20 protein-coding genes are annotated in these 24,107 nt (G+C 71.2%); 4 read left to right on the plus strand and 16 right to left on the minus strand.

Features of this window, described 5'->3' with window-relative positions; genetic code table 11:
• Positions 1 to 118: 118 nt before the first annotated feature.
• From ABT116_RS23085 to rsmH, 16 genes are all read right to left on the minus strand, one after another.
• The gene (locus tag ABT116_RS23085; RefSeq protein WP_351637003.1) at positions 119 to 1,240 is read right to left on the minus strand and encodes a DivIVA domain-containing protein; all 1,122 of its coding nucleotides are present in this window, start codon (positions 1,238 to 1,240) and stop codon (positions 119 to 121) included.
• Positions 1,241 to 1,296: 56 nt separating this feature from the next.
• Positions 1,297 to 1,581, minus strand: a complete 285-nt coding sequence (locus ABT116_RS23090) for a YggT family protein (protein WP_030248691.1) — start codon at positions 1,579 to 1,581, stop codon at positions 1,297 to 1,299.
• A gap of 59 nt (positions 1,582 to 1,640) precedes the next feature.
• The gene (locus ABT116_RS23095) at positions 1,641 to 2,282 is read right to left on the minus strand and encodes a cell division protein SepF (RefSeq protein WP_351637006.1); all 642 of its coding nucleotides are present in this window, start codon (positions 2,280 to 2,282) and stop codon (positions 1,641 to 1,643) included.
• 129 nt (positions 2,283 to 2,411) lie between these two features.
• On the minus strand, positions 2,412 to 3,131 hold the full coding sequence (locus tag ABT116_RS23100) for a YggS family pyridoxal phosphate-dependent enzyme (RefSeq protein ID WP_351637008.1): 720 nt from the start codon (positions 3,129 to 3,131) through the stop codon (positions 2,412 to 2,414).
• 6 nt (positions 3,132 to 3,137) lie between these two features.
• Positions 3,138 to 3,869, minus strand: coding sequence for a peptidoglycan editing factor PgeF (gene pgeF, locus ABT116_RS23105; RefSeq protein ID WP_351637010.1), 732 nt, complete (start codon positions 3,867 to 3,869; stop codon positions 3,138 to 3,140).
• 10 nt (positions 3,870 to 3,879) lie between these two features.
• Positions 3,880 to 5,073: a cell division protein FtsZ gene (gene ftsZ, locus ABT116_RS23110; RefSeq protein WP_351637012.1), complete on the minus strand. Its 1,194-nt coding sequence runs from the start codon at positions 5,071 to 5,073 to the stop codon at positions 3,880 to 3,882.
• Positions 5,074 to 5,361: 288 nt separating this feature from the next.
• Positions 5,362 to 6,156 (minus strand): cell division protein FtsQ/DivIB, encoded by a 795-nt coding sequence (locus ABT116_RS23115; RefSeq protein ID WP_351637014.1) that lies wholly within the window; start codon positions 6,154 to 6,156, stop codon positions 5,362 to 5,364.
• A gap of 25 nt (positions 6,157 to 6,181) precedes the next feature.
• Positions 6,182 to 7,279, minus strand: a complete 1,098-nt coding sequence (gene murG, locus ABT116_RS23120) for an undecaprenyldiphospho-muramoylpentapeptide beta-N-acetylglucosaminyltransferase (protein ID WP_351637016.1) — start codon at positions 7,277 to 7,279, stop codon at positions 6,182 to 6,184.
• A gap of 6 nt (positions 7,280 to 7,285) precedes the next feature.
• Entirely contained in the window at positions 7,286 to 8,650 is a 1,365-nt protein-coding gene (gene ftsW / locus ABT116_RS23125; protein WP_351637018.1) for a putative lipid II flippase FtsW, read from the minus strand.
• A gap of 135 nt (positions 8,651 to 8,785) precedes the next feature.
• Entirely contained in the window at positions 8,786 to 10,228 is a 1,443-nt protein-coding gene (gene murD / locus ABT116_RS23130; RefSeq protein WP_351637020.1) for a UDP-N-acetylmuramoyl-L-alanine--D-glutamate ligase, read from the minus strand.
• Positions 10,210 to 11,301 carry a phospho-N-acetylmuramoyl-pentapeptide-transferase gene (gene mraY, locus ABT116_RS23135; protein WP_351637038.1) on the minus strand — a complete coding sequence of 364 codons (1,092 nt, stop codon included), beginning with the start codon at positions 11,299 to 11,301 and terminating at the stop codon, positions 10,210 to 10,212. Before mraY ends, murD begins: the two co-directional genes overlap by 19 nt.
• A complete protein-coding gene (locus ABT116_RS23140; protein ID WP_351637022.1) occupies positions 11,301 to 12,716 on the minus strand; it encodes a UDP-N-acetylmuramoyl-tripeptide--D-alanyl-D-alanine ligase in 1,416 nt (471 codons plus the stop codon). The genes mraY and ABT116_RS23140 overlap by 1 nt, the downstream gene beginning before the upstream one ends.
• Before the next feature lie 28 nt (positions 12,717 to 12,744).
• Positions 12,745 to 14,265 (minus strand): UDP-N-acetylmuramoyl-L-alanyl-D-glutamate--2,6-diaminopimelate ligase, encoded by a 1,521-nt coding sequence (locus ABT116_RS23145; protein ID WP_351637041.1) that lies wholly within the window; start codon positions 14,263 to 14,265, stop codon positions 12,745 to 12,747.
• 192 nt (positions 14,266 to 14,457) lie between these two features.
• Positions 14,458 to 16,416, minus strand: a complete 1,959-nt coding sequence (locus ABT116_RS23150; protein WP_351637024.1) for a peptidoglycan D,D-transpeptidase FtsI family protein — start codon at positions 16,414 to 16,416, stop codon at positions 14,458 to 14,460.
• A 5-nt stretch (positions 16,417 to 16,421) separates the two neighbouring features.
• Positions 16,422 to 16,871 carry a cell division protein FtsL gene (gene ftsL / locus ABT116_RS23155; protein WP_351637026.1) on the minus strand — a complete coding sequence of 150 codons (450 nt, stop codon included), beginning with the start codon at positions 16,869 to 16,871 and terminating at the stop codon, positions 16,422 to 16,424.
• Between the two features lie 31 nt (positions 16,872 to 16,902).
• On the minus strand, positions 16,903 to 17,859 hold the full coding sequence (gene rsmH, locus ABT116_RS23160) for a 16S rRNA (cytosine(1402)-N(4))-methyltransferase RsmH (RefSeq protein ID WP_351637028.1): 957 nt from the start codon (positions 17,857 to 17,859) through the stop codon (positions 16,903 to 16,905).
• A gap of 386 nt (positions 17,860 to 18,245) precedes the next feature.
• Between rsmH and ABT116_RS23165 the strand changes: the two genes are divergently transcribed.
• From ABT116_RS23165 to ABT116_RS23180, 4 genes are all read left to right on the plus strand, one after another.
• Positions 18,246 to 18,797, plus strand: a complete 552-nt coding sequence (locus tag ABT116_RS23165; RefSeq protein WP_351637030.1) for a beta-class carbonic anhydrase — start codon at positions 18,246 to 18,248, stop codon at positions 18,795 to 18,797.
• 289 nt (positions 18,798 to 19,086) lie between these two features.
• Entirely contained in the window at positions 19,087 to 20,163 is a 1,077-nt protein-coding gene (locus ABT116_RS23170) for an AAA family ATPase (RefSeq protein WP_502983916.1), read from the plus strand.
• Positions 20,163 to 21,524: a DUF58 domain-containing protein gene (locus ABT116_RS23175; RefSeq protein ID WP_351637034.1), complete on the plus strand. Its 1,362-nt coding sequence runs from the start codon at positions 20,163 to 20,165 to the stop codon at positions 21,522 to 21,524. The genes ABT116_RS23170 and ABT116_RS23175 overlap by 1 nt, the downstream gene beginning before the upstream one ends.
• A complete protein-coding gene (locus ABT116_RS23180) occupies positions 21,524 to 23,917 on the plus strand; it encodes a transglutaminase TgpA family protein (protein ID WP_351637036.1) in 2,394 nt (797 codons plus the stop codon). Before ABT116_RS23175 ends, ABT116_RS23180 begins: the two co-directional genes overlap by 1 nt.
• The last annotated feature ends 190 nt before the right edge of the window (positions 23,918 to 24,107 follow it).

Genomic DNA, 24,107 nt, shown 5'->3' on the forward strand with positions numbered 1-24,107 from the left:
GCCTGCCTCGCATCGCAGGGCCCCGCCCACCTGACCGGTGGCGGGGCCCTGTTGGCGTTCCGGCTACTCCGACGGGGTTGAGCAGATTGGAGCGCGAAACCGATGTGCCATCAGGCCGTCAGTTGTCATCCTCGTCGATCAGGAAGCCCCGCATCGGCGAGGGCGCCTGACCCATCGGGGACGGGCCCTGCGGACGGACCGGCGCCATCGGCTGGGTCATCGCCGGCGACATCTGCTGCTGACCGCCGTAGGACGGACCGGACGGCGAGGGTGCGCCGCCCATCGTCTGGTTGCCACCACCGTAGGACGGGGCGCTCGCGCCGGCCGGAGCCATGGAAGGCGCCGGGGACGGCGGGAGGGACGCGGTCGCCGGGGTGCGCGGCGGGGCCAGCGAGTCGTCGGCCTGGGTCTCCAGCTGGCGCAGCTGCGACTCCAGGTACGACTTCAGGCGCGTGCGGTACTCGCGCTCGAAGCCGCGCAGGTCCTCGACCTTGCGCTCCAGCGTGGCGCGGGCGGACTCCAGGGAGCCCATCGCGACGCGGTGCTTCTCCTGCGCGTCCCGCTCCAGGGCGTCGGCCTTGGCACGGGCGTCACGCTCCAGACCCTCGGCACGCGAACGCGCCTCGCCGACGATCTTGTTGGCCTCGGAACGAGCCTCGGCGATCGCCTGGTCGGCGGTCTGCTGGGCCAGCGAGAGGACACGGGCGGCGCTGTCGCCACCGGGGCCTTGCTGACCGGGGCCGCCCATCGGACCGCCCATGGGGCCGGGGCCGCCCATGGGGCCGCCCATCTGCTGCTGCATCGGGGGCTGGCCCATCGGACCCGGACCCTGGCCCATCGGACCGGGACCCTGAGGTCCACCCTGACCGCCGGGGCCGGCGGGCAGCTGCGGGGCACCGCTCGGCAGCTGGGGCGGACCACCCATGGGGCCACCCATCTGCTGCTGCGGCGGGCCCGATATGCCGGCGGGGACAGGACCACCCGGACCGCGCATACCCTGCTGCTGTTGCTGCTGATCCTGCTGCGGCTCCGGAGGCTTGCGCATGTTCTGCTGGTTCTGCGCAGCAGCGCGCGTGGCCGCGGCCAGTTTGGCGCGCAGGTCCTCGTTCTCGCGGAGCAGGCGGGTCAGTTCGGCTTCGACCTCGTCGAGGAAGGCATCGACCTCGTCCTCGTCATAGCCTTCTCGGAGGCGGACGGTCGTGAACTGCTTGTTCCGCACGTCCTCGGGGGTCAACGGCATCTCTTCACCTCAACGTAGTCGTCGGCATTCGGCAAGACGGTAGGTCACATCGCTCATCACAGCCGGCTCACGATCGAGATCAGGATGTAGACGATGATCATCAGTACGAAGAAGGACAGGTCTAGCGCCACGCCCCCGAGACGCAGCGGCGGAATGACCCGCCGCAGAAGCTTGAGCGGTGGATCGGTGACAGTGTAGGTGGCCTCCAGAACGACCACCATCGCCTTGCCGGGTTGCCATGAGCGGGCGAACTGGAAGACATAGTCCATGACCAGTCGGAAGATGAGCACGATGAGGAAACACATCAGCGCGATGTAGACGACATCCAAAACCACGCTCATGACCTCTTGCTTCCCTCTCCCCTGTGCCCTGCTCGGTACTGCTGTTCCGGTGGTGCGTCTCAGCTCTGGTTGAAGAACCCGCCCTCTGCGATGCGGGCCTTGTCCTCCGCCGTGACATCGACGTTAGCAGGCGACAACAGGAACACCTTCTGCGTCACCCGCTCGATACTGCCGTGAAGACCAAACACCAAACCTGCCGCAAAGTCGACAAGTCGCTTCGCATCTGTGTCGTCCATCTCAGTCAGATTCATGATCACCGGGGTGCCTTCACGGAAGTGTTCCCCGATGGTACGGGCCTCGTTGTAGGTCCGTGGGTGAAGCGTGGTGATCCGGTAAGGCTCTCGTTCGGACACGACCTTGGGCATGATCACCGGTGCGTTCTTCTCCAGATTTGCGCGTTCTTGTGTGATGGACGCCACGGGCGCGATGCGCGCCGGGCGGCTGGATTCCGCGGGTAGCGAAGCGGAGCGGGCGGCCGGTTCGCGAGGTGCGGGCGGCTGTGCGACTCGTACCTCTTCGTCCCTTTGGGGCTGATGTGAGACGTGCGGCTGGTGGGACGGCTCGTGCCGTCGATGGTCCCGCTCGGGCTCCGGGTCCAGTTCGGGTTCGAAGTCGTCGTCGGGGTCGAATCCGCGGCCCTCGTACCCATCGTCCTCCACGAGGCCGAGGTAGACCGCCATCTTGCGCATCGCGCCGGCCATGCTCTGAGTCCTCCGCTCTGTGGTGGATCGGCTGACGACTGCCAAGTGCCCGCGATCCACGTGGTCCTTGAATCCGCCTTTCGGCGGCAATGACCATATTTTCTGCTGTGGTCCGACTTCTTGGCGACGTTACCCGAGCCTGGGGCGGACTCCGAGTACCGCGCTGCCGACGCGCACATGTGTCGCTCCGGCCGCCACGGCCTGTTCGAGGTCCGTACTCATCCCTGCCGAGACCATGGTGGCAGTCCGGTGACTCCGGCGCAGGTCGGTCGACAAAACCATCAACCGCTCGAAGGCCGCCAGTTCGCGCCCGGCGTACTCGCCCGTGAGCGGCGCGACGGTCATCAGTCCGTCGAGCCGGAGCCCCGGCGCGCCGGCCACGCGATCGGCCAACTCCCCGATCCCGTCGGGCGCGACGCCGCCCCGCTCGCCCCGGGCGCTCTCACCGGCGTCGAGTGCGACCTGGAGGAGGCATCCCAGTTCCCGCCCGGTCCGGACGGCCTCCTTCGACAAAGCTGTGACGAGCTTGGAACGATCGACGGACTGCACGAAATCCGCGTAACCGACCACCGAGCGCACCTTGTTGGTCTGGAGTTGACCCACGAAGTGCCAGGTGAGAGGCAGATCCGAGCAGGCCGCGGCCTTGGGGGCCGCGTCCTGGTCGCGGTTCTCGGCGACGTGCCGCACACCGAGTTCCGCGAGGATCCGCACGTCGCTCGCGGGGTAGGTCTTGGTGACCACGATCAGGGTCACCTCGTCGCGCGCCCGCCCCGCGGCCGCGCACGCGTCGGCGATGCGCCGCTCCACTTTCGCCAGATTCGCGGCGAGTTCGTCCTTACGGTCCGTCATGTCCTGTCAGTCCAACCACACATAACCCGCGAGCCGACCGGTGGTGCGGTCGCGGCGGTACGAGAAGTGATCGCGCGACTCCAGCGTGCACACCGGCGACTGCTCCCGGTCGCGCACCCCGAGCCGTTCGAGCTGGGCGTGCACTCCGGCGCTCACATCGACCGCCGGTGTGCCCCAACTGGTCTCGGCGTACGCCGCCGGCTCGACGGCGGACACCTCGGCGCGCATCGCCTCGGGCACTTCGTAGCACCGGCCGCAGACGGTGGGCCCGGTGCGGGCGACGATCCGGGAGGGCTCGGCGCCCAGTTCCGTCATCGCGCGCAGCGCGGCCGGGACGACTCCGGCGATCATGCCGGGCCGGCCCGCGTGGGCCGCGGCGGCGATCCCGGCCACGGGGTCGGCGAGCAGCACCGGCACGCAGTCGGCGGTGAGCACGGCGAGGGCGAGCCCCCGGCGCGTGGTCACGATCGCGTCGACCGGCGGGATCCCGGTCGACGATCCCGACGGTCCGTCCACCACCGCCACATCGGCCCCGTGCACCTGGTTCATCCAGACGACCCGGTCCGGTTCGACGCCCAGGTGCTTGGCGGCCAGCTCCCGGTTGGTGCGTACGGCGTCGGGATCGTCACCGACCGCTCCGCCGAGGTTGAGCTCCTCATACGGAGCGGCGCTCACCCCGCCCCACCGGTCGGTGAAGCCGAAGTGCGCGCCGCTCGCGCTCTCGCGCTGTCCTATCACGACTGAAGGATCACTTGAGGAAGTCCGGTACGTCCAGTTCCTCGGCCGCGCTGTCCGAGTAGGTCCGCGGCGCCGGCGTGACCGGCGGGGCGACCGGGATGTCCTTGACCGGCTCCGGAGCGGGCTCCGGGTCCTCCTTCGGGGTCACGCTGCCGAGCGATCCGAAGGACGGACGGCTCTCGGTCTGCCGTACCGGGGCCGGCTCCTCGCGCTTGGCCGAGGAGGAGCCGAGGACGTTGTCCCGCTTGGCGGGCGGCTGGCCGCCGTCGAAGCCGGCCGCGATCACGGTGACCCGCACCTCGTCGCCGAGGGCGTCGTCGATCACCGCGCCGAAGATGATGTTGGCCTCGGGGTGGGCTGCCTCGCTCACCAGCTGGGCGGCCTCGTTGATCTCGAACAGGCCGAGGTCGGAGCCACCGGAGATGGAGAGCAGCACACCGCGGGCGCCGTCGATGGACGCCTCCAGCAGCGGCGAGGAGATCGCCATCTCGGCCGCGGCCACCGCGCGGTCGTCGCCGCGGGCCGAGCCGATGCCCATGAGGGCCGAGCCGGCCTCGGACATGACCGACTTGACGTCGGCGAAGTCGAGGTTGATGAGGCCGGGGGTGGTGATGAGGTCGGTGATGCCCTGGACACCGGAGAGCAGGACCTGGTCGGCCGACTTGAAGGCGTCCAGCACCGAGACCTGGCGGTCCGAGATGGACAGCAGCCGGTCGTTCGGGATGACGATGAGGGTGTCGACCTCTTCGCGGAGTTCGGCGATGCCGTCCTCGGCCTGGTTCGCGCGACGCCGTCCCTCGAAGGTGAACGGGCGCGTGACCACACCGATGGTGAGGGCACCCAGATTGCGCGCGATGTTGGCCACGACGGGCGCGCCGCCGGTGCCGGTGCCGCCGCCTTCACCGGCCGTCACGAAGACCATGTCGGCCCCCTTGAGGACCTCCTCGATCTCCTCGCGGTGGTCCTCGGCGGCCTTGCGGCCCACGTCCGGGTTGGCTCCGGCGCCGAGTCCGCGGGTGAGTTCACGGCCGACGTCCAGCTTGACGTCGGCGTCGCTCATCAACAGAGCTTGCGCGTCGGTGTTGATGGCGATGAACTCGACGCCCTTGAGACCGACCTCGATCATCCGGTTGATGGCATTGACACCACCGCCGCCGACACCGATGACTTTGATGACTGCGAGGTAGTTCTGCGGTGCTGCCACGTCGAAGGCCTCTCGCCTCGAGTTACGTGTCGCCGAATCAGCGTGACGCCCTGCGCCCCGCGACCCGACGACTGATGCCGAATGGGACGGTCCGTATCGCCGACCCGAACCCTAACCCTGAAGTTTAGGGTTACCAGTGTGTCCGTTCCTTGGAGTCTTCTGAACAGGACACTAAGTCGACAAGTGGCGCGCGTTCAACGAACACGCCGAACCTCCCGTTTTTCTTTTCACCCTATGTGATCAGCCGTAGCACTGCCCAACCAGGGTGCTGGCCTGCGCGGATGTGCGTCAACTCCGTGCTGACGCGGGTGCGGTGGGGACACTCACGTCGAAGTACCCCGCATCGGGCGAGGCTTTCATCAGAGCGGTGAGCGTACGGGCCTTCGCGGCGCCCTTCTCGCTGCTTCCCCAGACGACCGTGCGGCCGTCCCTCAACTCCAGCGAGATGGCGTCGTAGGAACGGACCTTGACGGTCCGTGTCTCGTGCGCGACGGCGGCCGGAAGCGCGCGGGCGACGCCGACGGCCTCGCGCACCAGCCGGGGCTCGCCGAAGCGGCGCAGGCTCGCGGCGGCGGCGCCGGACCGGTCGAGCGTCAATTCCAGTGCCGGGATGCCTTTCGGGGCTTCTGAAACCATGGCGAAGCGGACACCGTCATCGTCCACTTCGACGAACTTTCCGCCCTTTTGGACAATCAGAACCGGAGTCCGCTCAACCACTTTCAGGTCGATTCCATGGGGCCAGGAACGGACCACGTCAACCGCGTCAATTCGGGGCAATTTCCGGCGCAGTCGCGTCTCGATCGCATCGGTGTCGACGGAAATCAGCGGCTTCCCGAACGGCACCTCGGCCGCCGCTTCGACCTGAGACGGTGTCAGGACGCGGGTGCCGGAGACGGAGACCTGCTCGGCGCGCAGCCAGTCGGAGCCGTAGAACAGCCAGACCGTCGGGATGCCGAGGAAGACCAGGGCGAGGCCCAGGAGGACGATCGCGCGGAGCCGCGCGCGCCTCGACCGCAGGCGGGGCGGCGGGCCGGACGACTCCTGCTTGCGTTCACCGCGTTCGGCGGTGGTCGATCCGGCCACGCTCCCTGCCTTCCGTCATACAGTCCTATCGGTGTGCACGATTGGCGGCGATCGCCTCGTACACCATGCCGACGAGCAGGTCGTCGGCGTCCCGGCGGCCGAACTCGGCGGCGGCGCGGGACATCTGGTACAGCCGGTGCGGGTCGGCGAGCACGGGCAGGACGTTCTGCTGGACCCACTCGGGAGTCAGTTCCGCGTCGTCGACCAGCAGTCCGCCGCCGGCCTTGACCACCGGCTGGGCGTTGAGCCGCTGTTCTCCGTTGCCGATGGGCAGCGGGACGTAGGCGGCCGGGAGCCCGACGGCGGAGAGTTCGGCGACGGTCATCGCGCCCGCACGGCAGAGCATCATGTCGGCCGCGGCGTACGCGAGGTCCATCCGGTCCAGGTAACTTACCGGGACATAGGGGGGCATCCCCGGCATCTGCTGGACGTGCGGCAGTTCGTTCTTCGGGCCGACCGCGTGCAGGATCTGGATCCCGGCCTGCTGGAGCCAGGGCGCGACCTGCTGGACGACCTCGTTCAGGCGGCGGGCGCCCTGCGAGCCGCCGGTGACCAGCAGCGTGGGCAGGTTCGGGTCGAGCCCGAACGCGGCCCGGGCCTCCGGCCGTACGGCGGCGCGGTCCAAGGTGGCGATGGAGCGGCGCAGCGGGATGCCGATGTAGCGGGCGCCCCGCAGCTTGCTGTCGGGCGTGGAGACGGCGACCTGGCTGGCGTACCGCGAGCCGATCTTGTTGGCCAGGCCCGGGCGGGCGTTGGCCTCGTGGATCACGATCGGCACGCCCAGGCGCTTGGCCGCGAGGTAGCCGGGCAGGGCGACGTAGCCGCCGAAGCCGACCACGGCGTCCGCCCTGGTGCGCTCCAGGATCTGCTCGGTCGCCTTGATGGTGCCGCGCAGCCGGCCGGGGACCGTGATCAGCTCGGGGGTGGGCTTGCGCGGCAGCGGTACGGCGGGGATCAGCGCGAGTTCGTACCCGCGCTCGGGTACGAGACGGGTCTCGAGGCCCCGCTCCGTGCCCAGGGCCGTGATGCCCACGCTCGGGTCCTGCCTGCGCAGGGCGTCCGCGAGGGCGAGCGCGGGCTCGATGTGGCCCGCGGTTCCTCCGCCAGCGAGTACGACATGCACCGAAATTCACCGCTCTCCGGACGAGCGCGCCGCCGAGGCGCGCCGTCGCATCGTGTTCCATCTCCGGGGACTCCGACCGGAACCGGTGCCCCCCGCCCCCCGCTTTCTACCAAAGCGGGGTTGCCGCATCGCAAGCGCCATCCGCGCAGCGGGGTCCTGACGCGCGAAGGCGATCAGCAGCCCGATGGCGAACATGGTCGGCAGCAGGGCGGATCCCCCGTAGGAGAACAGCGGGAGGGGGACGCCGGCGATCGGCAGCAGACCGAGCACCGCACCGATGTTGATCACGGCCTGGGCCGTGATCCAGGTGGTCACGCCTCCCGCGGCATACCTGACGAAGGGGTCCTCCGTGCGTCCGGCCACGCGGATACCCGCATAGCCTAGAGCCGCGAAGAGGGCGAGTACCGACAGCGTCCCCGCAAGGCCCAGTTCCTCGCCGGTGACGGCGAAGATGAAGTCGGTGTGGGCCTCGGGGAGTTGTCCCCATTTCTCCACACTGGCACCCAGTCCGGAGCCGAAGATTCCGCCCGAGGCGAGGGCGTAGATCCCGTGCACGGCCTGCCAGCAGTCGACGGGCCCCGACTGGGGTTCGGTGGCGCCCAGGCACTGCAGGCGGGCCATGCGGTTGGGGCTGGTCTTGATGAGGATCAGGCCGAGGACGGCGGCGATCGACAGCACCCCGGCGAACAGCCGCGTGGGGGCGCCGGCCAGCCAGAGCAGGCCGAACAGGATGGCCGTGAGGATGATGGCGGTGCCCATGTCGCCGCCGATCATGATCAGACCGAGCAGCATGAAGGCGGCCGGCACCAGCGGCACGAGCATGTGCTTCCACTGGGTCAGCAGCTTCCTGTCCTGCTTGCGGGCGAGCAGGTCCGCGCCCCACAGCACGAGGGCGAGCTTGCCGAACTCGCTGGGCTGGATCTGGAAGGAGCCGCCGAGGGAGATCCAGTTCTGGTTGCCGTTGACCGACACCCCTATCCCCGGGACCTGCACCAGGGCCATCAGGAAGACGGCGCCCGCGAGGATGGGGTAGGCGAGCGCCCGGTGGAGTCTCACCGGCATCCGCGAGGCCGCGAACAGCAGTCCGGTGCCGATGCCCGCCGCGAGCAACTGCTTGCGGAAGAAGTACGAACCCGGCAGCGACATCTGCAGTGCGGTGATCTGGGAGGCCGAGTAGACCATCACCAGTCCCAGCACGGTGATCAGCAGACTGCCGCCGAGGATCAGGTAGTAGGCGGTCAGCGGCCGGTCCCAGCCCCTGCGCGCGCGGATGTAGAGGCTCAGGACGCCGTTCTCACGCGCGGGCCGTGGCGTGGCGGGGCGCTTGGGGGCGCGGGGGGTCGGAGGCCGTCCGGTGCGGCTGGTGGGCATCGCGGCTCACCCTGCCGTGCCGGAGGGGAGCGGTGCGCGGTGCACGCCCCCAGGCCGCTCGGGCACCAGCCACATCCGTGTCACGCGTCCCTCCCAGGTACGCCCGGCACCGCCGCCGGGCGAGGCGGACCCGGGTCAGCCGTCGGCGGAGCCGAGCTCACGGACGGCGTCCGCGAAGGCGTCCCCGCGCTTGTTGTAGTTGGCGAACATGTCCATCGAGGCACAGGCCGGAGCCAGCAGCACCGTGTCGCCCGGCTGAGCGAGTTTCCGCGCCTCCTGGACCGCCGCGCGCATCGCCCCAGTGTCGGTCCGGTCGAGGTCGACGACGGGTACCTCCGGGGCGTGTCGCGCCAGGGCTTCCCGGATGAGCGCGCGGTCCGCGCCGATCAGCACGGCGGCCCGCAGCCGCTTCGCCGACTTGGCGACCAGCTCGTCGAAGGTGGCGCCCTTCGCGAGTCCGCCCGCGATCCACACGATCGGTTCGTACGCCGCCAACGAGGCTTCCGCGGCATGGGTGTTGGTGGCCTTGGAGTCGTCGATCCAGGCGACGCCGTCCACGTCCGCGACGTGCGCGATGCGGTGCGCGTCCGGGGTGAACGCCCGCAGGCCGTCCCGTACGGCCTTGGCGGGCACGCCGTAGGCGCGGGCGAGGGCCGCGGCCGCGAGGGCGTTGGCGATGTTGTGCGGGGCCGGCGGATCGACGTCGGCGACCTCGGCGAGCTCCTGGGCGTTCTTCTGCCGGTTCTCGACGAAGGCGCGGTCGACCAGGATGCCCTCGACGACGCCGAGTTGGGAGGGCGCGGGCGTACCGAGGGTGAAGCCGACGGCGCGGCAGCCCTCCTCGACATCGGCCTCGCGGACCAGGTCCTCGGTGGCTTTGTCGGCCACGTTGTAGACGCAGGCGATGCGGTTGCCCTCGTAGATGCGGCCCTTGTCGGCGGCGTACGCCGCCATGGAGCCGTGCCAGTCGAGGTGGTCGGGGGCGAGGTTCAGCACGGCGGCCGAGTGGGCGCGCAGGGAGGGCGCCCAGTGGAGCTGGTAGCTGGACAGCTCCACGGCCAGGACGTCGTACCGCTCCTCGCCGAGCACCGCGTCCAGCAGGGAGACGCCGATGTTGCCGACGGCGGCGGTGCGCAGGCCCGCCGCCTTCAGGATGGACGCCAGCATCTGGACGGTGGTGGTCTTGCCGTTGGTGCCGGTGACGGCGAGCCAGTCGGCGGCGTCGGGTCCGCGCAGGCGCCAGGCCAGTTCGACGTCGCCCCAGACGGGCACGCCCGCCTGCGCCGCCGCCGCGAACAGCGGCTTGTCCGGCTGCCAGCCGGGCGCGGTGACGATCAGCTCGGTGCCCTCCGGCAAGGTCTCGCCGTCGCCGAGGCGCACGGTGACACCGAGCGCCTCCAGTTCGGCCGCCTGCGTCCGCGCGCGCTCGTCGGCGCCGTCGTTGACGACCGTGACGATCGCGCCGAGGCCGTGCAGCACCTTGGCCGCCGGGACGCCGGAGACGCCGAGCCCGGCGACGGTGACGTGCTTGCCCTGGAAGTCGAAGGGCTCCGAGGAGGTCACTTGTCCGCTGCCCATCCTGCGTAGAAGAGGCCAAGTCCGACAATCACACAAATGCCCTGGATGATCCAGAAGCGGACCACGACGAGCACTTCGGACCAGCCCTTGAGTTCGAAGTGGTGCTGGAGTGGCGCCATCCGGAAGACGCGCTTGCCCGTGAGCTTGAAGGAGCCGACCTGGATGACCACCGACATGGTGATCAGGACGAACAGGCCGCCGAGGAGGGCGATCAGCAGCTCGGTGCGGGAGCAGATCGCGAGGCCGGCGAGCACACCGCCGAGCGCGAGCGAACCGGTGTCACCCATGAAGATCTTGGCCGGCGAGGTGTTCCACCACAGGAAGCCGAGGCAGGCGCCCATCAGCGCGGAGGCCACCACCGCGAGGTCGAGGGGGTCCCGCACCTCGAAGCAGGCGCCCGGGTTGGTCAGCGTCTGCGCGTTGGCGCAGGACTCCTGGAACTGCCAAACACCGATGAAGGTGTAGGCACCGAAGACGAGGACCGAGGCGCCGGTGGCCAGACCGTCCAGACCGTCGGTCAGGTTCACGCCGTTCGACATCGCGAGGATCATGAACAGCGCCCAGACCACGAACAGCACGGGGCCGATCGTCCAGCCGAAGTCCGTGATGAACGACAGCTTCGTGGAGGCCGGGGTGTTGCCGCGGTTGTCCGCGAACTGCAGCGACAGCACCGCGAAGCTGACGCCGACGATCAGCTGGCCGGCCATCTTCGCCTTGGCGCGCAGACCGAGCGAACGCCGCTTGACGATCTTGATGTAGTCGTCGAGGAAGCCGACCAGGCCCATGCCGACCATCAGTCCGAGCACCAGCAGGCCCGAGAAGGTGGGGGCCGCGTCGACGTCCGGGTCCAGATAGCCCGTGATCACCTTGGCCAGGAAGTACGCGGCGACCGTCGCCAGTATGAAGGCGATACCGCCCATGGTCGGCGTACCGCGCTTGCTGGCGTGCTCGCGCGGGCCGTCGTCACGGATGTACTGGCCGTAGCCCTTGCGCGCGAGCAGCTTGATCAGCAGCGGGGTGCCGACCAGCGTGAGAAAGAGACCAATGACTCCTGCGAACAGGATCTGCTTCATCATCGGGCGGAAACCTCACCCTCGGCACCGGTCTCGATGAGCGCCTGCGCCACGCTCTCGAGGCCGACCGAACGGGACGCCTTCACGAGCACGACGTCCCCCGGGCGCAGCTCGCTGCGCAACAGGTCGACCGCCGCCTGTGCGTCGGACACGTGCACCGACTCCTCACCCCACGAACCCTCGTTATATGCGCCCAGTTGCAGCCAGGCGGCTTCCCTGCCACCGACCGCGACGAGCTTGCTGACGTTGAGCCGGACGGCGAGCCGTCCGACCGCGTCGTGCTCGGCGAGAGCCTCGTCCCCGAGCTCGGCCATCTTGCCGAGCACCGCCCACGTACGACGTCCCTTGCCCATGGCCGCCAGCGCGCGCAGTGCGGCCTTCATGGACTCGGGGTTCGCGTTGTAGGCGTCGTTGACGACCGTCACGCCGTCCGGGCGCTCGGTGACCTCCATCCGCCAGCGGGAGAGGGAGCCCGCCTCGGAGAGCGCGACGGCGATCTCGTCAGCGGACATGCCCAACTCGTGGGCGACGGCGGCCGCGGCGAGCGCGTTCGACACGTGGTGCTCACCGTACAGGCGCATGGTCACATCACTTGCACCGGAGGGTGTGTGAAGCCTGAACGAGGGCTGTCCGGTGTCCGTGAGTCGCACGTTCTCGGCAGAGACGTCCGCTTCGCCGGACTCTCCGAAAAAGAGCACCTTCGCCTTCGTACGGGAGGCCATGGCCCGTACGTAGGGGTCGTCCGCGTTGAGGATCGCGGTGCCGCCCTCGGCCTCGGACGGCAGGGCCTCGACGAGTTCGCCCTTGGCCTGTGCGATCTGCTCGCGGCCGCCGAACTCGCCGATGTGGGCGCTGCCGACGTTGAGGACGAGACCGACCTTCGGGGGTGTCAGGCCGGTGAGGTAGCGGATGTGCCCGATGCCGCGGGCGCCCATCTCCAGGACGAGGAACCGCGTCTCCTCGGTGGCGCTGAGCGCGGTCAGCGGCAGCCCGATCTCGTTGTTGAGCGAGCCGGGCGTGAACACCGTGGGGGCCTTGCGCTGCAGCACCTGCGCGATGAGGTCCTTGGTGCTGGTCTTGCCCGCCGAGCCGGTGAGGGCGACGAGGGTCGCGCCGAGCCGCTGTACGACGTGCCGCGCGAGGGCGCCGAGGGCGCTCTGGACGTCGTCCACGACGATCGCGGGGACGCCGACGGGCCGGGTGCCGAGCACGGCCACCGATCCCGCCTCGACGACCGCCGCCGCGAAGTCGTGGCCGTCCACGCGTTCCCCGGCGAAGGCGACGAACAGGCTGCCCGGCCCCGCCTCTCGGGAGTCCCGGACCACCGGCCCGGTGACCTGGACGGACGGATCCGGTATGTCGTGCGTCTGCCCGCCGACGACTTCTGCGATCTCGGCGAGGGAGAGGGCGATCACAAGTTCATCCCCTGGGTCTTCTGGATTTTCATCCCTGGGTCTTCTGGATGGCTTCGCGGAGCACCTGGCGGTCGTCGAAGGGACGGACCACCCCGGCGATGTCCTGGCCCTGCTCGTGGCCCTTGCCCGCGACCAGCACGGTGTCGCCGGGCTCGGCGCGGGCCACGGCGGCGGCGATCGCCGCGGCCCGGTCCTCGAAGACCTGCACCTCGCCACGCTCGTGCGCGGGCACGGACGCCGCCCCCTGGAGCATCGTGGCGAGGATCGCGAGGGGGTCCTCGCCGCGGGGGTTGTCGGAGGTCAGTACGGCGGTGTCGGCGAGCCGCGCCGCGGCGGCGCCCATGGGCTCGCGCTTGGTCTTGTCCCGGTCGCCACCGCAGCCGAGGACGATGTGCAGTCTGCCCTCGGTGACCTTGCGCAGGGCGCGCAGCACGGACTCGACGGCGTCGGTCTTGTGGGCGTAGTCGACGACCGCGAGGTAGGGCTGCCCGGCGTCCACGCGCTCGAGGCGGCCCGGGACGCCCGGGACGGCGGCGACGCCGTCGGCGGCGGCCTGCGGGTCGAGGCCGGCGACGGCGAGGGCGACGATCGCTGCGAGGGTGTTGGCCACGTTGAACGGCCCGGGCAGCGGCGACTTGGCGCTGATCCGCTCGCCCTTGGGGCCGATGACGGTGAACGTCGAGTCCAGCCGGCCGACCTGGACGTCCTCGGCGCGCCAGTCGGCGTCGGGGTGGCCCTCGGCGGAGTAGGTGACGACCGGGACGGTGGCCTCCTTCGCCAGCCTGCGGCCGTACTCGTCGTCGACGTTGACCACGCCGAGTTTGCCGCGCTCCGGCGTGAACAGCTGCGCCTTGGCCTGGAAGTAGTCCTCCATGCCCGAGTGGAACTCCATGTGTTCCGGGCTGAGGTTGGTGAAGACGCCGATGTCGAAGACGCAGCCGTCGACCCGCCCGAGGACCAGGGCGTGGCTGGAGACCTCCATGGCGACCGCGTCCACACCGCGTTCGCGCATGACGGCGAACAGGGCCTGGAGGTCGGTGGCTTCGGGGGTGGTGCGCTCGGACTTGATGCGCTCGTCGCCGATGCGCATCTCGACCGTGCCGATCAGGCCGGTGGACCGAACCGTCTTCAGGCCGCCTTCGACGAGGTAGGCGGTGGTGGTCTTGCCGGAGGTGCCGGTGATGCCGATCTGGAGCAGGTCCCGGCCGGGGTGGCCGTAGATCGTGGCGGCCAGCTCGCCCATCTGCGCGCGAGGGTCGTCGACGACCAGGACCGGCAGACCGGACGCGGCGGCGCGCTCGGCGCCCGTCGGGTCGGTCAGCACGGCGGCGGCACCGAGGCCCGCGGCCTGGTTGACGAAATCGGCACCGTGCACCCGGGCCCCCGGGAGGGCGGCGTACAGGTCGCCGGGGCGCACGGCGCGCGAGTCGTGGGTGATGCCCGTGACCTCGGCGGCGGTCTCCGGCGTGGGGGCACCCAGCTGACCGGCGAGTTCCGCGAGGGGTGTGGCGGAGACCTGAACCGGCCTGGGCGGCCCGGGGTATGTCACGGGATGGCCCTTCTGGGTGGTTTGGGACTGATCAGCGTGTGGCACGGCGGTGAGCGTACCGGGCGTACCCGCCTCCGGGCGAAGTGAGGGGCCGGTGCTGCTCTGGTTGCCGGGGTCGGGGGTGATCGTCGTCACGGAGGCGGTCCTGGTGGCTCGTGGGGCTGAGTGCTGATCAGGGCATGTCGGCCCTGATCACTGTTTGAAGGAGACGGGCAGTTTCGCGGCCTTGGCGCCGGTCGGCGGGACCTGGAGGGACTTCAGTGCGAACTCCATGACCTTCTTGTAGACGGGTCCGCAGATCTGCCCGCCGAAGTAGCTGCCCCGGGTGGCGTTCTGGATGGCGCAGTAGACGGTGACGCGGGGCTTGTCGGCGGGCGCGAACCCGGCGAACGACGAGGTGTAGCCGCGGTACTTGCCGGTGGCCGGATCCACACGGTTGGCGGTACCCGTCTTGCCCGCGACGCGGTAGCCGGGGATGCGCGCCTTGGTGCCGGTGCCCTCTTCGTCGTCCACGACGGACTCCAGCATCTGGGCGAGGGTCTTCGCCGTTCTGTCGCTGACGACCCGGTTCTTCTCGGGTTTCGGGGCGGGCGTGAACTGGCCGTCGGGGCCTCTGGTGCCGCGGACGAGGGTGGGCTGGATGCGGACGCCGCCGTTGGCGATGGTCGAGTACACGGAGGCCGCCTGCATGGCGTTGATGGAGACGCCCTGGCCGAAAGGGATCGTGTACTGCTGGGAGGTGGACCACTTGTCGGGCGGGGCGAGGATGCCCTTGGTCTCGCCGGGGAAGCCGAGCCCGGTGTAGCTGCCGAGGCCGAACTTGCGCAGGTAGTCGTAGAGGACCTTGTTGGCCTGGGCCTGGGTCTTGCCGAGCTGTCCGGTGGCGAGGATCGTGCCGATGTTGCTGGACTTGGCGAGGACGCCGTTGAGCGTGAGGTACCAGGTCGGGTGGTCGATGTCGTCCTTGAAGAGCCGGTCGCCGCGGTGCAGCCGGTTGGGCACGACCACGTGGGTCCCGGGCGTGGCGACGTTCTGCTGGAGGACGGCCGCCATCGACATGACCTTGGCGGTGGAGCCGGGCTCGAAGGCGTCCTGGACGGCGGCGTTGCCCAGGGCGGCCGGGTCGGCGTCGGACAGGTCGTTCGGGTCGAAGCCGGGCGAGTTGGCCATGGCCAGGACCTGCCCGGTGCGGGTGTCCTGGACGATGACGTAGCCGCGGTCGGCCGCGGACTCCTTCACCTGCTCGCTGATGGCGTTCTGGGCGGCCCACTGGATGTCGCGGTCGATGGTGAGCTCGACGTCGCTGCCGGGGACGGCGGGTGTCTCGGTGGAGCCCGCGGTGGGCACGAGACGGCCGCCGGACTGGGCGTAGCGGATCTTGCCGTCCTTGCCGGCGAGCTGCTTGTTCAGCTGCAGTTCGATGCCGCCGCCGGGCTTGCCCTCGCCGTTGACCCAGCCCAGTATCCCGGCGGCGAGGTCACCGCCGGGATACACGCGCTTGCTGGTGGCGACGGAGAAGACGCCGGACAGGACGTTGGGCGTGGACTTGTCCGTCTCGGCCTTCTTGGCGAGTGCGGACTTGAGGTCCTTGATCTGCTTCCAGACCTGCGGGGTCTGGCGGGAGGCCAGCTTGACGTAGCGCAGGGCCGTGTTCTTCGGACGCAGCTTCTTGACCAGGTCCTCCTGCTCCTGGCCGAGGATCGGCGCGAGGAGTGCGGCCGCCTGCTCGGGCCCGTCCGCGATCTTCAGCATGCCGGGGGCGAACATCGTGGGGTCGGCGGTGATGTCGTAGGCGTCCTCGCTGGTCGCGAGGGCCACGCCGGACCGGTCGGTGATCTCGCCCCGGTCCGCGGCCAGCACCTGCCCGACGTACCGGTTCTGCTCGGCCTTGGCGGCGTACGTGCTCGCGTCGACGGCCTGCACCTGGAACAGCCGTACGACGAAGGCGGCCAGGACCAGGGTCAGCGCGAGTCCCACCAGCCGCAGGCGGGGGCGGGGGCTGCCCAGCCGCAGCGGCTTGGACGCCGGCGGGCGGCCCTGTCCCGGGCGCCGGGCCGGACGGGCACCGGGGCCGGGGCGGCGCCGGGCGTCGGGGCGGGCGGGCCGTGCGGGCCCGGGCACGCGGCGACGCGGCGGTTGCCTGTCGGACACTTCGGTCACCTGCCGGGGGTCGGGGCGAGGCCGTTGGGCATGGCCTCGGGGGCGAGGACCAGGGGGGTGTGCGCGGCGGGCTGCCGGACACCGGGAGCGGCGCTGGGGACGCCCTTGACGGTGCCGTCGGGGTCGAGGAAGGCGGGGTCGCCGCCGGGCACCATGCCGAGCTCGCGGGCGCGGCGCTGCAGGGCGTCGGGGGCGGAGTAGGCGTCGATGTCCCGCTGGAGGGCCTGCTCCTCGTCGGTGAGGTTCTTGGTTCCGCGCTGGAGGTCGTCGAGTTGGAACGCGCCCTCGCTGAGGGCCGAGTTCAGCACCAGGAGGGCGATGAGACCGCCGCCGAGGAGGAGGACGACCAGGAGGACGAAAGGCGTGCGGGCCGCCTGCCCGGGGCCGGTCGGCAGGAGCCGCGCGAGCCGGGCCGCCCTCCCCTTCAGTTCGGGTTTGCCGCTCACGCACGCTCCCTCGGTCCGGCCTGCACACGCCTCACTCGACGTCCTCCCTGATGCGCTGGGCCCCGCGCAGTCGCGCCGGTGCCGCCCGCCGGTTCTCGGCGATCTCCTCTTCGGTGGGGAGTTCGGCACCGCGGGTCAGCAGCTTGAGCCGCGGCTGGTAGCGCTCGGGGACGACGGGCAGCCCGGGCGGCGCGGTGGTGGCCGCGCCCGCCGCGAAGACCTGCTTGACCAGCCGGTCCTCCAGCGAGTGGTACGACAGCACGGCGATCCGCCCGCCCACGTCGAGCGCCTTCACGGCGGCGGGGATCGCCCGTTCCAGGACGGAGAGCTCGCCGTTGACCTCGATGCGCAGGGCCTGGAAGGTGCGCTTGGCCGGGTTGCCGCCGGTGCGCTTGGCGGCCTGCGGCAGGGCGTCGCGGATCAGCTCGACGAGCCGCGCGCTGTTGCTGAACGGCTCCTTCTCCCGCTCGCGCACGATCGCGCTCACGATCCGCTTGGCCTGCTTCTCCTCGCCGTAGGCCCGCAGGATGCGCACGAGCTCGCCCGGTGGGTAGGTGTTGAGGACCTCGGCGGCGCTGACGCCGGTCGTCTGGTCCATGCGCATGTCCAGGGGGGCGTCCTGGGCGTAGGCGAAACCGCGGTCGGCCTCGTCGAGCTGCATGGAGGAGACGCCCAGGTCGAACAGGACGCCCTGCACGCGCGCGATGCCGAGCCTGTCGAGCACCTCGGGGAGTTCGTCGTAGACGGCGTGGACGAGGGTGGCGCGCTCGCCGTGGGGGGCGAGGCGCTCGCCGGACAGGCGCAGCGCCTCCTTGTCGCGGTCGAGGGCGACGAGCCGGGCGTCGGGGAACCTCTCCAGGAGTGCCTCGCTGTGGCCGCCGAGGCCGAGGGTGCAGTCGACGACCACGGCGTCCGGGCCCTCCAGCGCGGGTGCCAGCAGATCCAGGCACCGCTGGAGCATCACCGGGACGTGTCGACTCTCGCTCAAGGGGCCCTCTCAGATCCGGCACGGCCGCACGCACCGCCGGGTCCCCGCCCGCTCGTGGACATGAGGCCCGCCGGCGCCGGAAGCGTCAGCCGACCGGGAGCGGGAGAAGGCCGAGCCGTACGTACGCGCCGCGCACGCGGGGGGATCGCCGGTCGTCGCCGGGGTCTCCGAAGAAAATCAGTCCAGCGGGGAGAGTCTCGCCTCCCGCTTCGCGTCACTTTAGTCCACGGTGTCGCCCGGTCAATCAACCGGCCTGCGCGTCGCCGCCGTTCGCACGGGGCCCAGGACGCCGCCGGTGTGGGTTACCTCACATGCCCTGCTCGGCGGCATTCTTTGTTCACTTCCACAGGAGGCCTGGACGGGGTGTGACCAGTAACGTCATAGCTATGACGACTTCTGCATCGGTTCCCACAGGTTCGGAGAGCGCCATAAAGGCCGGCGACACGGTCACCGACCGTCTCGTAGAGGCGAACGCCCGGTACGCCGACGCCTTCACCGACCCGGGGATGGACGCCCGGCCCGTGCTGCACGTCGCCGTCGTGGCCTGCATGGACGCCCGCCTCGACCTGCACGCGGCGCTCGGGCTCGAGCTCGGCGACTGCCACACGATCCGCAACGCGGGCGGCGTCGTCACCGACGACGTGATCCGCTCCCTCACCATCAGCCAGCGCAAGCTGGGCACCCGCAGCGTGGTGCTCATCCACCACACCGGCTGCGGCCTGGAGAGCCTCACCGAGGACTTCCGCAACGAGCTGGAGGCCGAGGTCGGCCAGCGTCCGGCGTGGGCCGTGGAGTCCTTCCGGGACGTGGACCAGGACGTGCGGCAGTCGATGCAGCGCGTGCGCACCTCGCCGTTCGTGCCGCACACCGACGACGTGCGCGGATTCGTGTTCGACGTGCAGACCGGCCTGCTGCGCGAGGTCGACCCGGCCTCCTGACCTGCGCGGCGGAACGCGACCACCCCGGCCCGCCACCCGCCGCAGCTGTCGAAATCCTGTCAGTCACGCGTTCGAATGGTCGCAAGACCGACATATCGCGGCCAGTTGTCCACAGTCGAGTGACACGAAACGGTAACGGCAGCAAGAATGCGGGAGTGGCGTCACGCGGAACCTTTCACGCGTGGTGTCCGTGGTTCGGGGTGGGCCGGTCCGCGTCATGCGGCGTCGGCCCGGGAAAATGGGGTATTCCGTGCTTCCTGGGAGCACGGGAAAGGCCGAGGAGCGCCGGGTGACGACCTATGACGATCGAGCGAGCCATGGGGGTCCCCCAGCCCGAGATTTCTCGCGGGTGGGGGACGATCTGACCGCCGTGGTGGAGCGCGTGCGGGAGTCGGTGGAAGGCGTGATCGAGGGCAAGCCCGAGGTCGTACGCCTCTCGCTGACCGTACTGCTCGCCGAGGGACATCTGCTGATCGAGGACGTACCGGGCGTCGGCAAGACGATGCTGGCCAAGGCGCTGGCGCGGTCCATCGACTGCTCGGTGCGGCGCATCCAGTTCACGCCCGACCTGCTGCCGTCGGACATCACCGGTGTGTCCATCTGGGACCAGCAGCGCCGTGACTTCGAGTTCAAGCCGGGCGCGATCTTCGCCCAGGTGGTGATCGGCGACGAGATCAACCGCGCCTCGCCCAAGACGCAGTCCGCGCTCCTGGAGTCGATGGAGGAGCGCCAGGTCACCATCGACGGCAAGACCTACGAGCTGCCCAGCCCGTTCATGGTGGTGGCGACGCAGAACCCGGTCGAGATGGAGGGCACCTACCCGCTGCCGGAGGCCCAGCGCGACCGCTTCATGGCCCGCGTCTCGGTCGGCTACCCGAGCGCGGAGGCCGAGCTGCAGATGCTGGACGTGCACGGCGGCGTCTCGCCGCTGCAGGACCTCCAGCCCGTGGCCCACGCGGACGAGATCCTCAAGCTCATCGAGGCGGTGCGCGGCGTGCACGTCGCCGAGCCGGTCCGGCGCTACGCCGTCGACCTCGTCGGCGCCACGCGCACGCACCCCGACCTGAGACTCGGCGCCTCCCCGCGCGCGACGCTGCACCTGCTGCGCGCGGCGAAGGCGTCCGCGGCCCTCAGCGGCCGGGAGTACGCGCTGCCGGACGACGTGCAGGCCCTCGCCGTCGCCGTCCTGGCCCACCGCCTGCTGCCCACCGCCCAGGCCCAGCTCAACCGGCGCACCGCCGAGCAGGTCGTCGAGGAGATCCTGCAGCGCACCCCGGTGCCGGCGGGGCCGCAGCAGCCAAGCGGCTTCGGCGGCCTGGGCCGTACGGCGCCGGCGTATCCCCAGCAGCCGCCGCGGAGGCTGTGATGACCACCGCGGGGGCGGGCCGGGCGGAAGCCGACCGGGGCGAGAAGGGCGGCGTCCGCACCGCACTGGCCGGTCTGACCACCCGCGGACGCTCCTTCCTGGCCGCCGGTGTCGCGGCCGCGATCTGCAGTTACGTGCTCGGCCAGAGCGACCTGCTGCGCGTGGGGCTGCTGCTGGCGGTGCTGCCGCTGGTGTGCGCGGCGGTGCTGTACCGCACCCGTTACCGGGTGGCGGGCAGCCGCCGGCTCTCCCCCGCGCGCGTGCCCGCGGGCAGCGAGGCCCGGGTCCACCTGCGGATGGACAACGTCTCGCGGCTGCCCACGGGCCTGCTGATGCTCCAGGACAAGGTGCCGTACGTGCTCGGTCCGCGTCCCCGCTTCGTGCTCGACCGGGTGGAGGCGGGCGGCCGGCGCGAGGTGTCCTACCGGGTGCGCTCCGACCTGCGCGGCCGCTACCCGCTGGGCCCGCTCCAGCTGCGCCTGACCGACCCGTTCGGCATGTGCGAGCTGACCCGGTCCTTCTCGACGTACGACACCCTCACGGTCATCCCGCGCGTGGAGCCGCTGGCGCCGGTGCGCCTGGGCGGCGAGGCGAAGGGGTACGGCGACGGGCGGCAGCGTTCGCTCGCGCTGGCCGGCGAGGACGACGTCATCCCGCGCGGCTACCGTTACGGCGACGACCTGCGGCGCGTGCACTGGCGCTCCACGGCCCGCTACGGCGAGCTGATGGTGCGCCGCGAGGAGCAGCCGCAGCGCGCCCGCTGCACGGTGCTGCTGGACACCCGCGGCATCGCCTACCAGGGCGCGGGGCCGGACTCGCCCTTCGAGTGGGCCGTGTCGGGCGCCGCCTCGGTGCTGGTGCACATGCTCGAACGCGGCTACTCGGTACGGCTGCTGACGGACACCGGCAACGCGGTGCCCGGCGAGGGCGGTGACGGCTTCGCGGGCGCGAGCCAGGAGTCGGCGGACGCGGCCGGGCTGATGATGGACACCCTCGCGGTGATCGACCACTCCGACGGCGCGGGCCTGTCCCGGGCCTACGACGTGCTGCGCGGCGGGAACGAGGGGCTGCTGGTGGCCTTCCTCGGCGACCTGGACGAGGAGCAGGCGGCCGTGCTGGGCCGGATGCGGCAGCGCAGCCCGGGGGCGGTCGCCTTCGTGCTGGACAGCGACACCTGGGTGCGGGAACCGAGCGATGTGTCCGGCCCGTTGGACAGGAGCGGAGACCGGTTGCGTCTGCTGCGCGAGGCGGGCTGGACGGCCCTGCGCGTGCCGCGGGGCGCCTCCATGGACGAGCTGTGGCGGCTGGCGGACCGGGAGCGCAGGGGCGTGGCCGCCGCGAGCGGCGGGGAGGGACCGTGATGAGCGGGCGGATACGACTGACGCTGGGCGCCTGGGCGGCCACGCTGATGGCCGCGTGCGCCCTGCTGCCCCTGGTCCGCCCGGCCACATGGATCGTGCAGGCGGCTTTCCTGCTGGCGCTGCAGTCCGGCGTGGGAGCCGCTGCCCGCCGGGTGCCACTGGCCCGGCCGCTGACGGTGGCGGCGCAGACCGTGGTCACCGTGATGCTGCTGACCTTCGTGTTCGCCCGTGAGCAGGCCCTGGCCGGGCTGATCCCGGGGCCGCAGGCCTTCGACCGCTTCGCGCTCCTGCTCCAGCAGGGCGGTGACGACATCGCGCGGTACGCGATCCCGGCGCCCCTGGAGTCCGACGGCATACGGCTGATGCTCCTGGGCGGGGTCCTGATCATCGGGCTGCTGGTGGACACCCTCGCGGTGACCTTCCGCAGCGCCGCTCCGGCCGGGCTGCCCCTGCTCGCGCTGTACTCGGTGGCGGCGGGGCTTTCCGACGGGGGCACGGACTGGCTGTGGTTCGTGGTGGCGGCGGCCGGCTATCTGATGCTGCTCCTGGCGGAGGGTCGGGACCGGCTCTCGCAGTGGGGACGGGTCTTCGGCGGTGCCCCGCGCACGGCAGGCGGGGAGTCCGGCGGCGCGGTCGCCCCGGTCCGCACCGGCCGGCGCATCGGCGTGGTCGCGCTGGGCATCGCCCTGGTGGTGCCGCTCGGCCTGCCCGCGATGAACGGCGGCCTGCTGGACACCGTGGGAGCGGGCGCGGGCGGCGGAACCGGCGGCGGGGGCACGATCTCCGCCGTGAACCCGCTGGTCTCGCTGCGGGACAGCCTGAACGCGGACGAGGACCAGCAGGTCCTGTCCGTGCGGACCAAGACGGCGGACGTATCGGACCTGTATCTGCGGATCGTGTCCCTGGACGACTTCGACGGCACCACGTGGAAGCCGTCCCGGCGGTCCATCACCGCCGTCCCCGACGGCACCTTCCCGGACCCGGTCGGCCTCAGCCCGGACGTCAAGCGCACGGAGTTCGACACCACGATCACGGCGGCCGGCTGGTACGCCCAGGACTGGCTGCCCATGCCGTATCCGCCGAGCGGCGTGCGCATCAGCGGCAACTGGCGGTACGAGCCGCAGGGCATGACGCTGGTCGGCGACCACGGGCAGAACACGCGCGGCCTGACGTACCAGGTCAAGAGCCTGGACGTGCAGCCGACGGCGGAGCAGCTCGCCTCGGCGGGACCGGCGCCCGCGGACATCGAGCGCGACTTCACGAAGCTGCCCGACTCGCTGCCGTCGGTGGTGTCCCGCACCGCCCGCAAGGTCACCGCGGGCGCGGCCGACCCGTACGACCAGGCGGTCAAGCTCCAGGACTGGTTCGCGGTGACCGGCGGGTTCGAGTACGACACGCAGGTGCAGGTCGGCAGCGGCTCCCAGGCGATCGCCCGCTTCCTCAAGGACAAGCAGGGCTTCTGCGTGCACTTCTCCTTCGCGATGGCGGCGATGGCCCGTTCGCTGGGCATACCGGCCCGGGTCGCCGTGGGCTTCGCGCCCGGTTCCCCGCAGGCGGACGGCTCGGTGTCGGTGGGGCTGCGGGACGCGCACGCCTGGCCCGAGCTGTACTTCGAGGGCGTGGGGTGGACCCGCTTCGAGCCCACTCCGAACCGCGGCTCGATACCGGCGTACACCCTGCCCGACAACCCCGGCAGTTCGGTGCCGGACCCGTCGCGTCCCTCCCAGTCGGCGTCGACCGCGCCCTCCGCGGCCCCCTCGGCGAGCGAGGGCTGCACGCCGGAGCAGAAGAAGCTGGACGGCGGCTGCGCGAGTGAATCGCCGCAGGCGGCGCTGCCCACCGACGACGACGGCCCCAAGTGGTACGCGTTCCTGGTGTGGGCCCTGGCCGGTCTCGCCGTCCTCGCGCTCCCCCTGGCGCCGATGCTGTGGCGGCTGCGGACACGGTCGGCCCGGCTGGGCGCGCACGGCCGCGGCGAGGCGGACACGGCGCCGCACACCCTGGGCGTCTGGCAGGAGCTGACCGACACGGCGTGGGACTTCGGCATCACGCCCGACGAGTCACAGACACCGCGCAAGGCGGCCGCCCGTATGGTCCGCCTCGGCGATCTCGACGCGACGGCCGCGGCCTCGGTGCACCGGGTGGCGAACGCGGTGGAGCAGGTGCTGTACGCACCGCACCCGCGCCCGGTGGCGGGCCTCACGGACGACGTCCGCCGCGCCACGGCGGGCTTCGGCGCAGCGGCCGGCCGGCCGGCCAGGCTCCGCGCGCTTCTGGCTCCCCGCTCCACCGCGCGTGTGGTGTGGGCGGCGTCGGCCTGGTGGACGAGGGCCCGGGAGCGCGCCGTGGCGCTGCGGCCGACGTGGCGGAAGACCTCGGGGCAGCAGAGCTGAGGCGACTGCAGGGCTGAGGATGCGCCAGGACTGAGGGCAGCGCCAAAGGCGCGCCGCCCGGGCCGGCCAGTGCAGATGCGCCGGCCGGCCCTGTCGCGTCCGGGCGCGCGTCGGCGCCTCACCGCGTCCGGGGGCGCGTCGGCCTCACCACGTCCGGGGAACGGTCGGCCCCGCCGCGGAACCTGTCGGC

The organism is Streptomyces sp. NPDC002130 (genome assembly GCF_040296465.1).
Classification (GTDB): domain Bacteria; phylum Actinomycetota; class Actinomycetes; order Streptomycetales; family Streptomycetaceae; genus Streptomyces.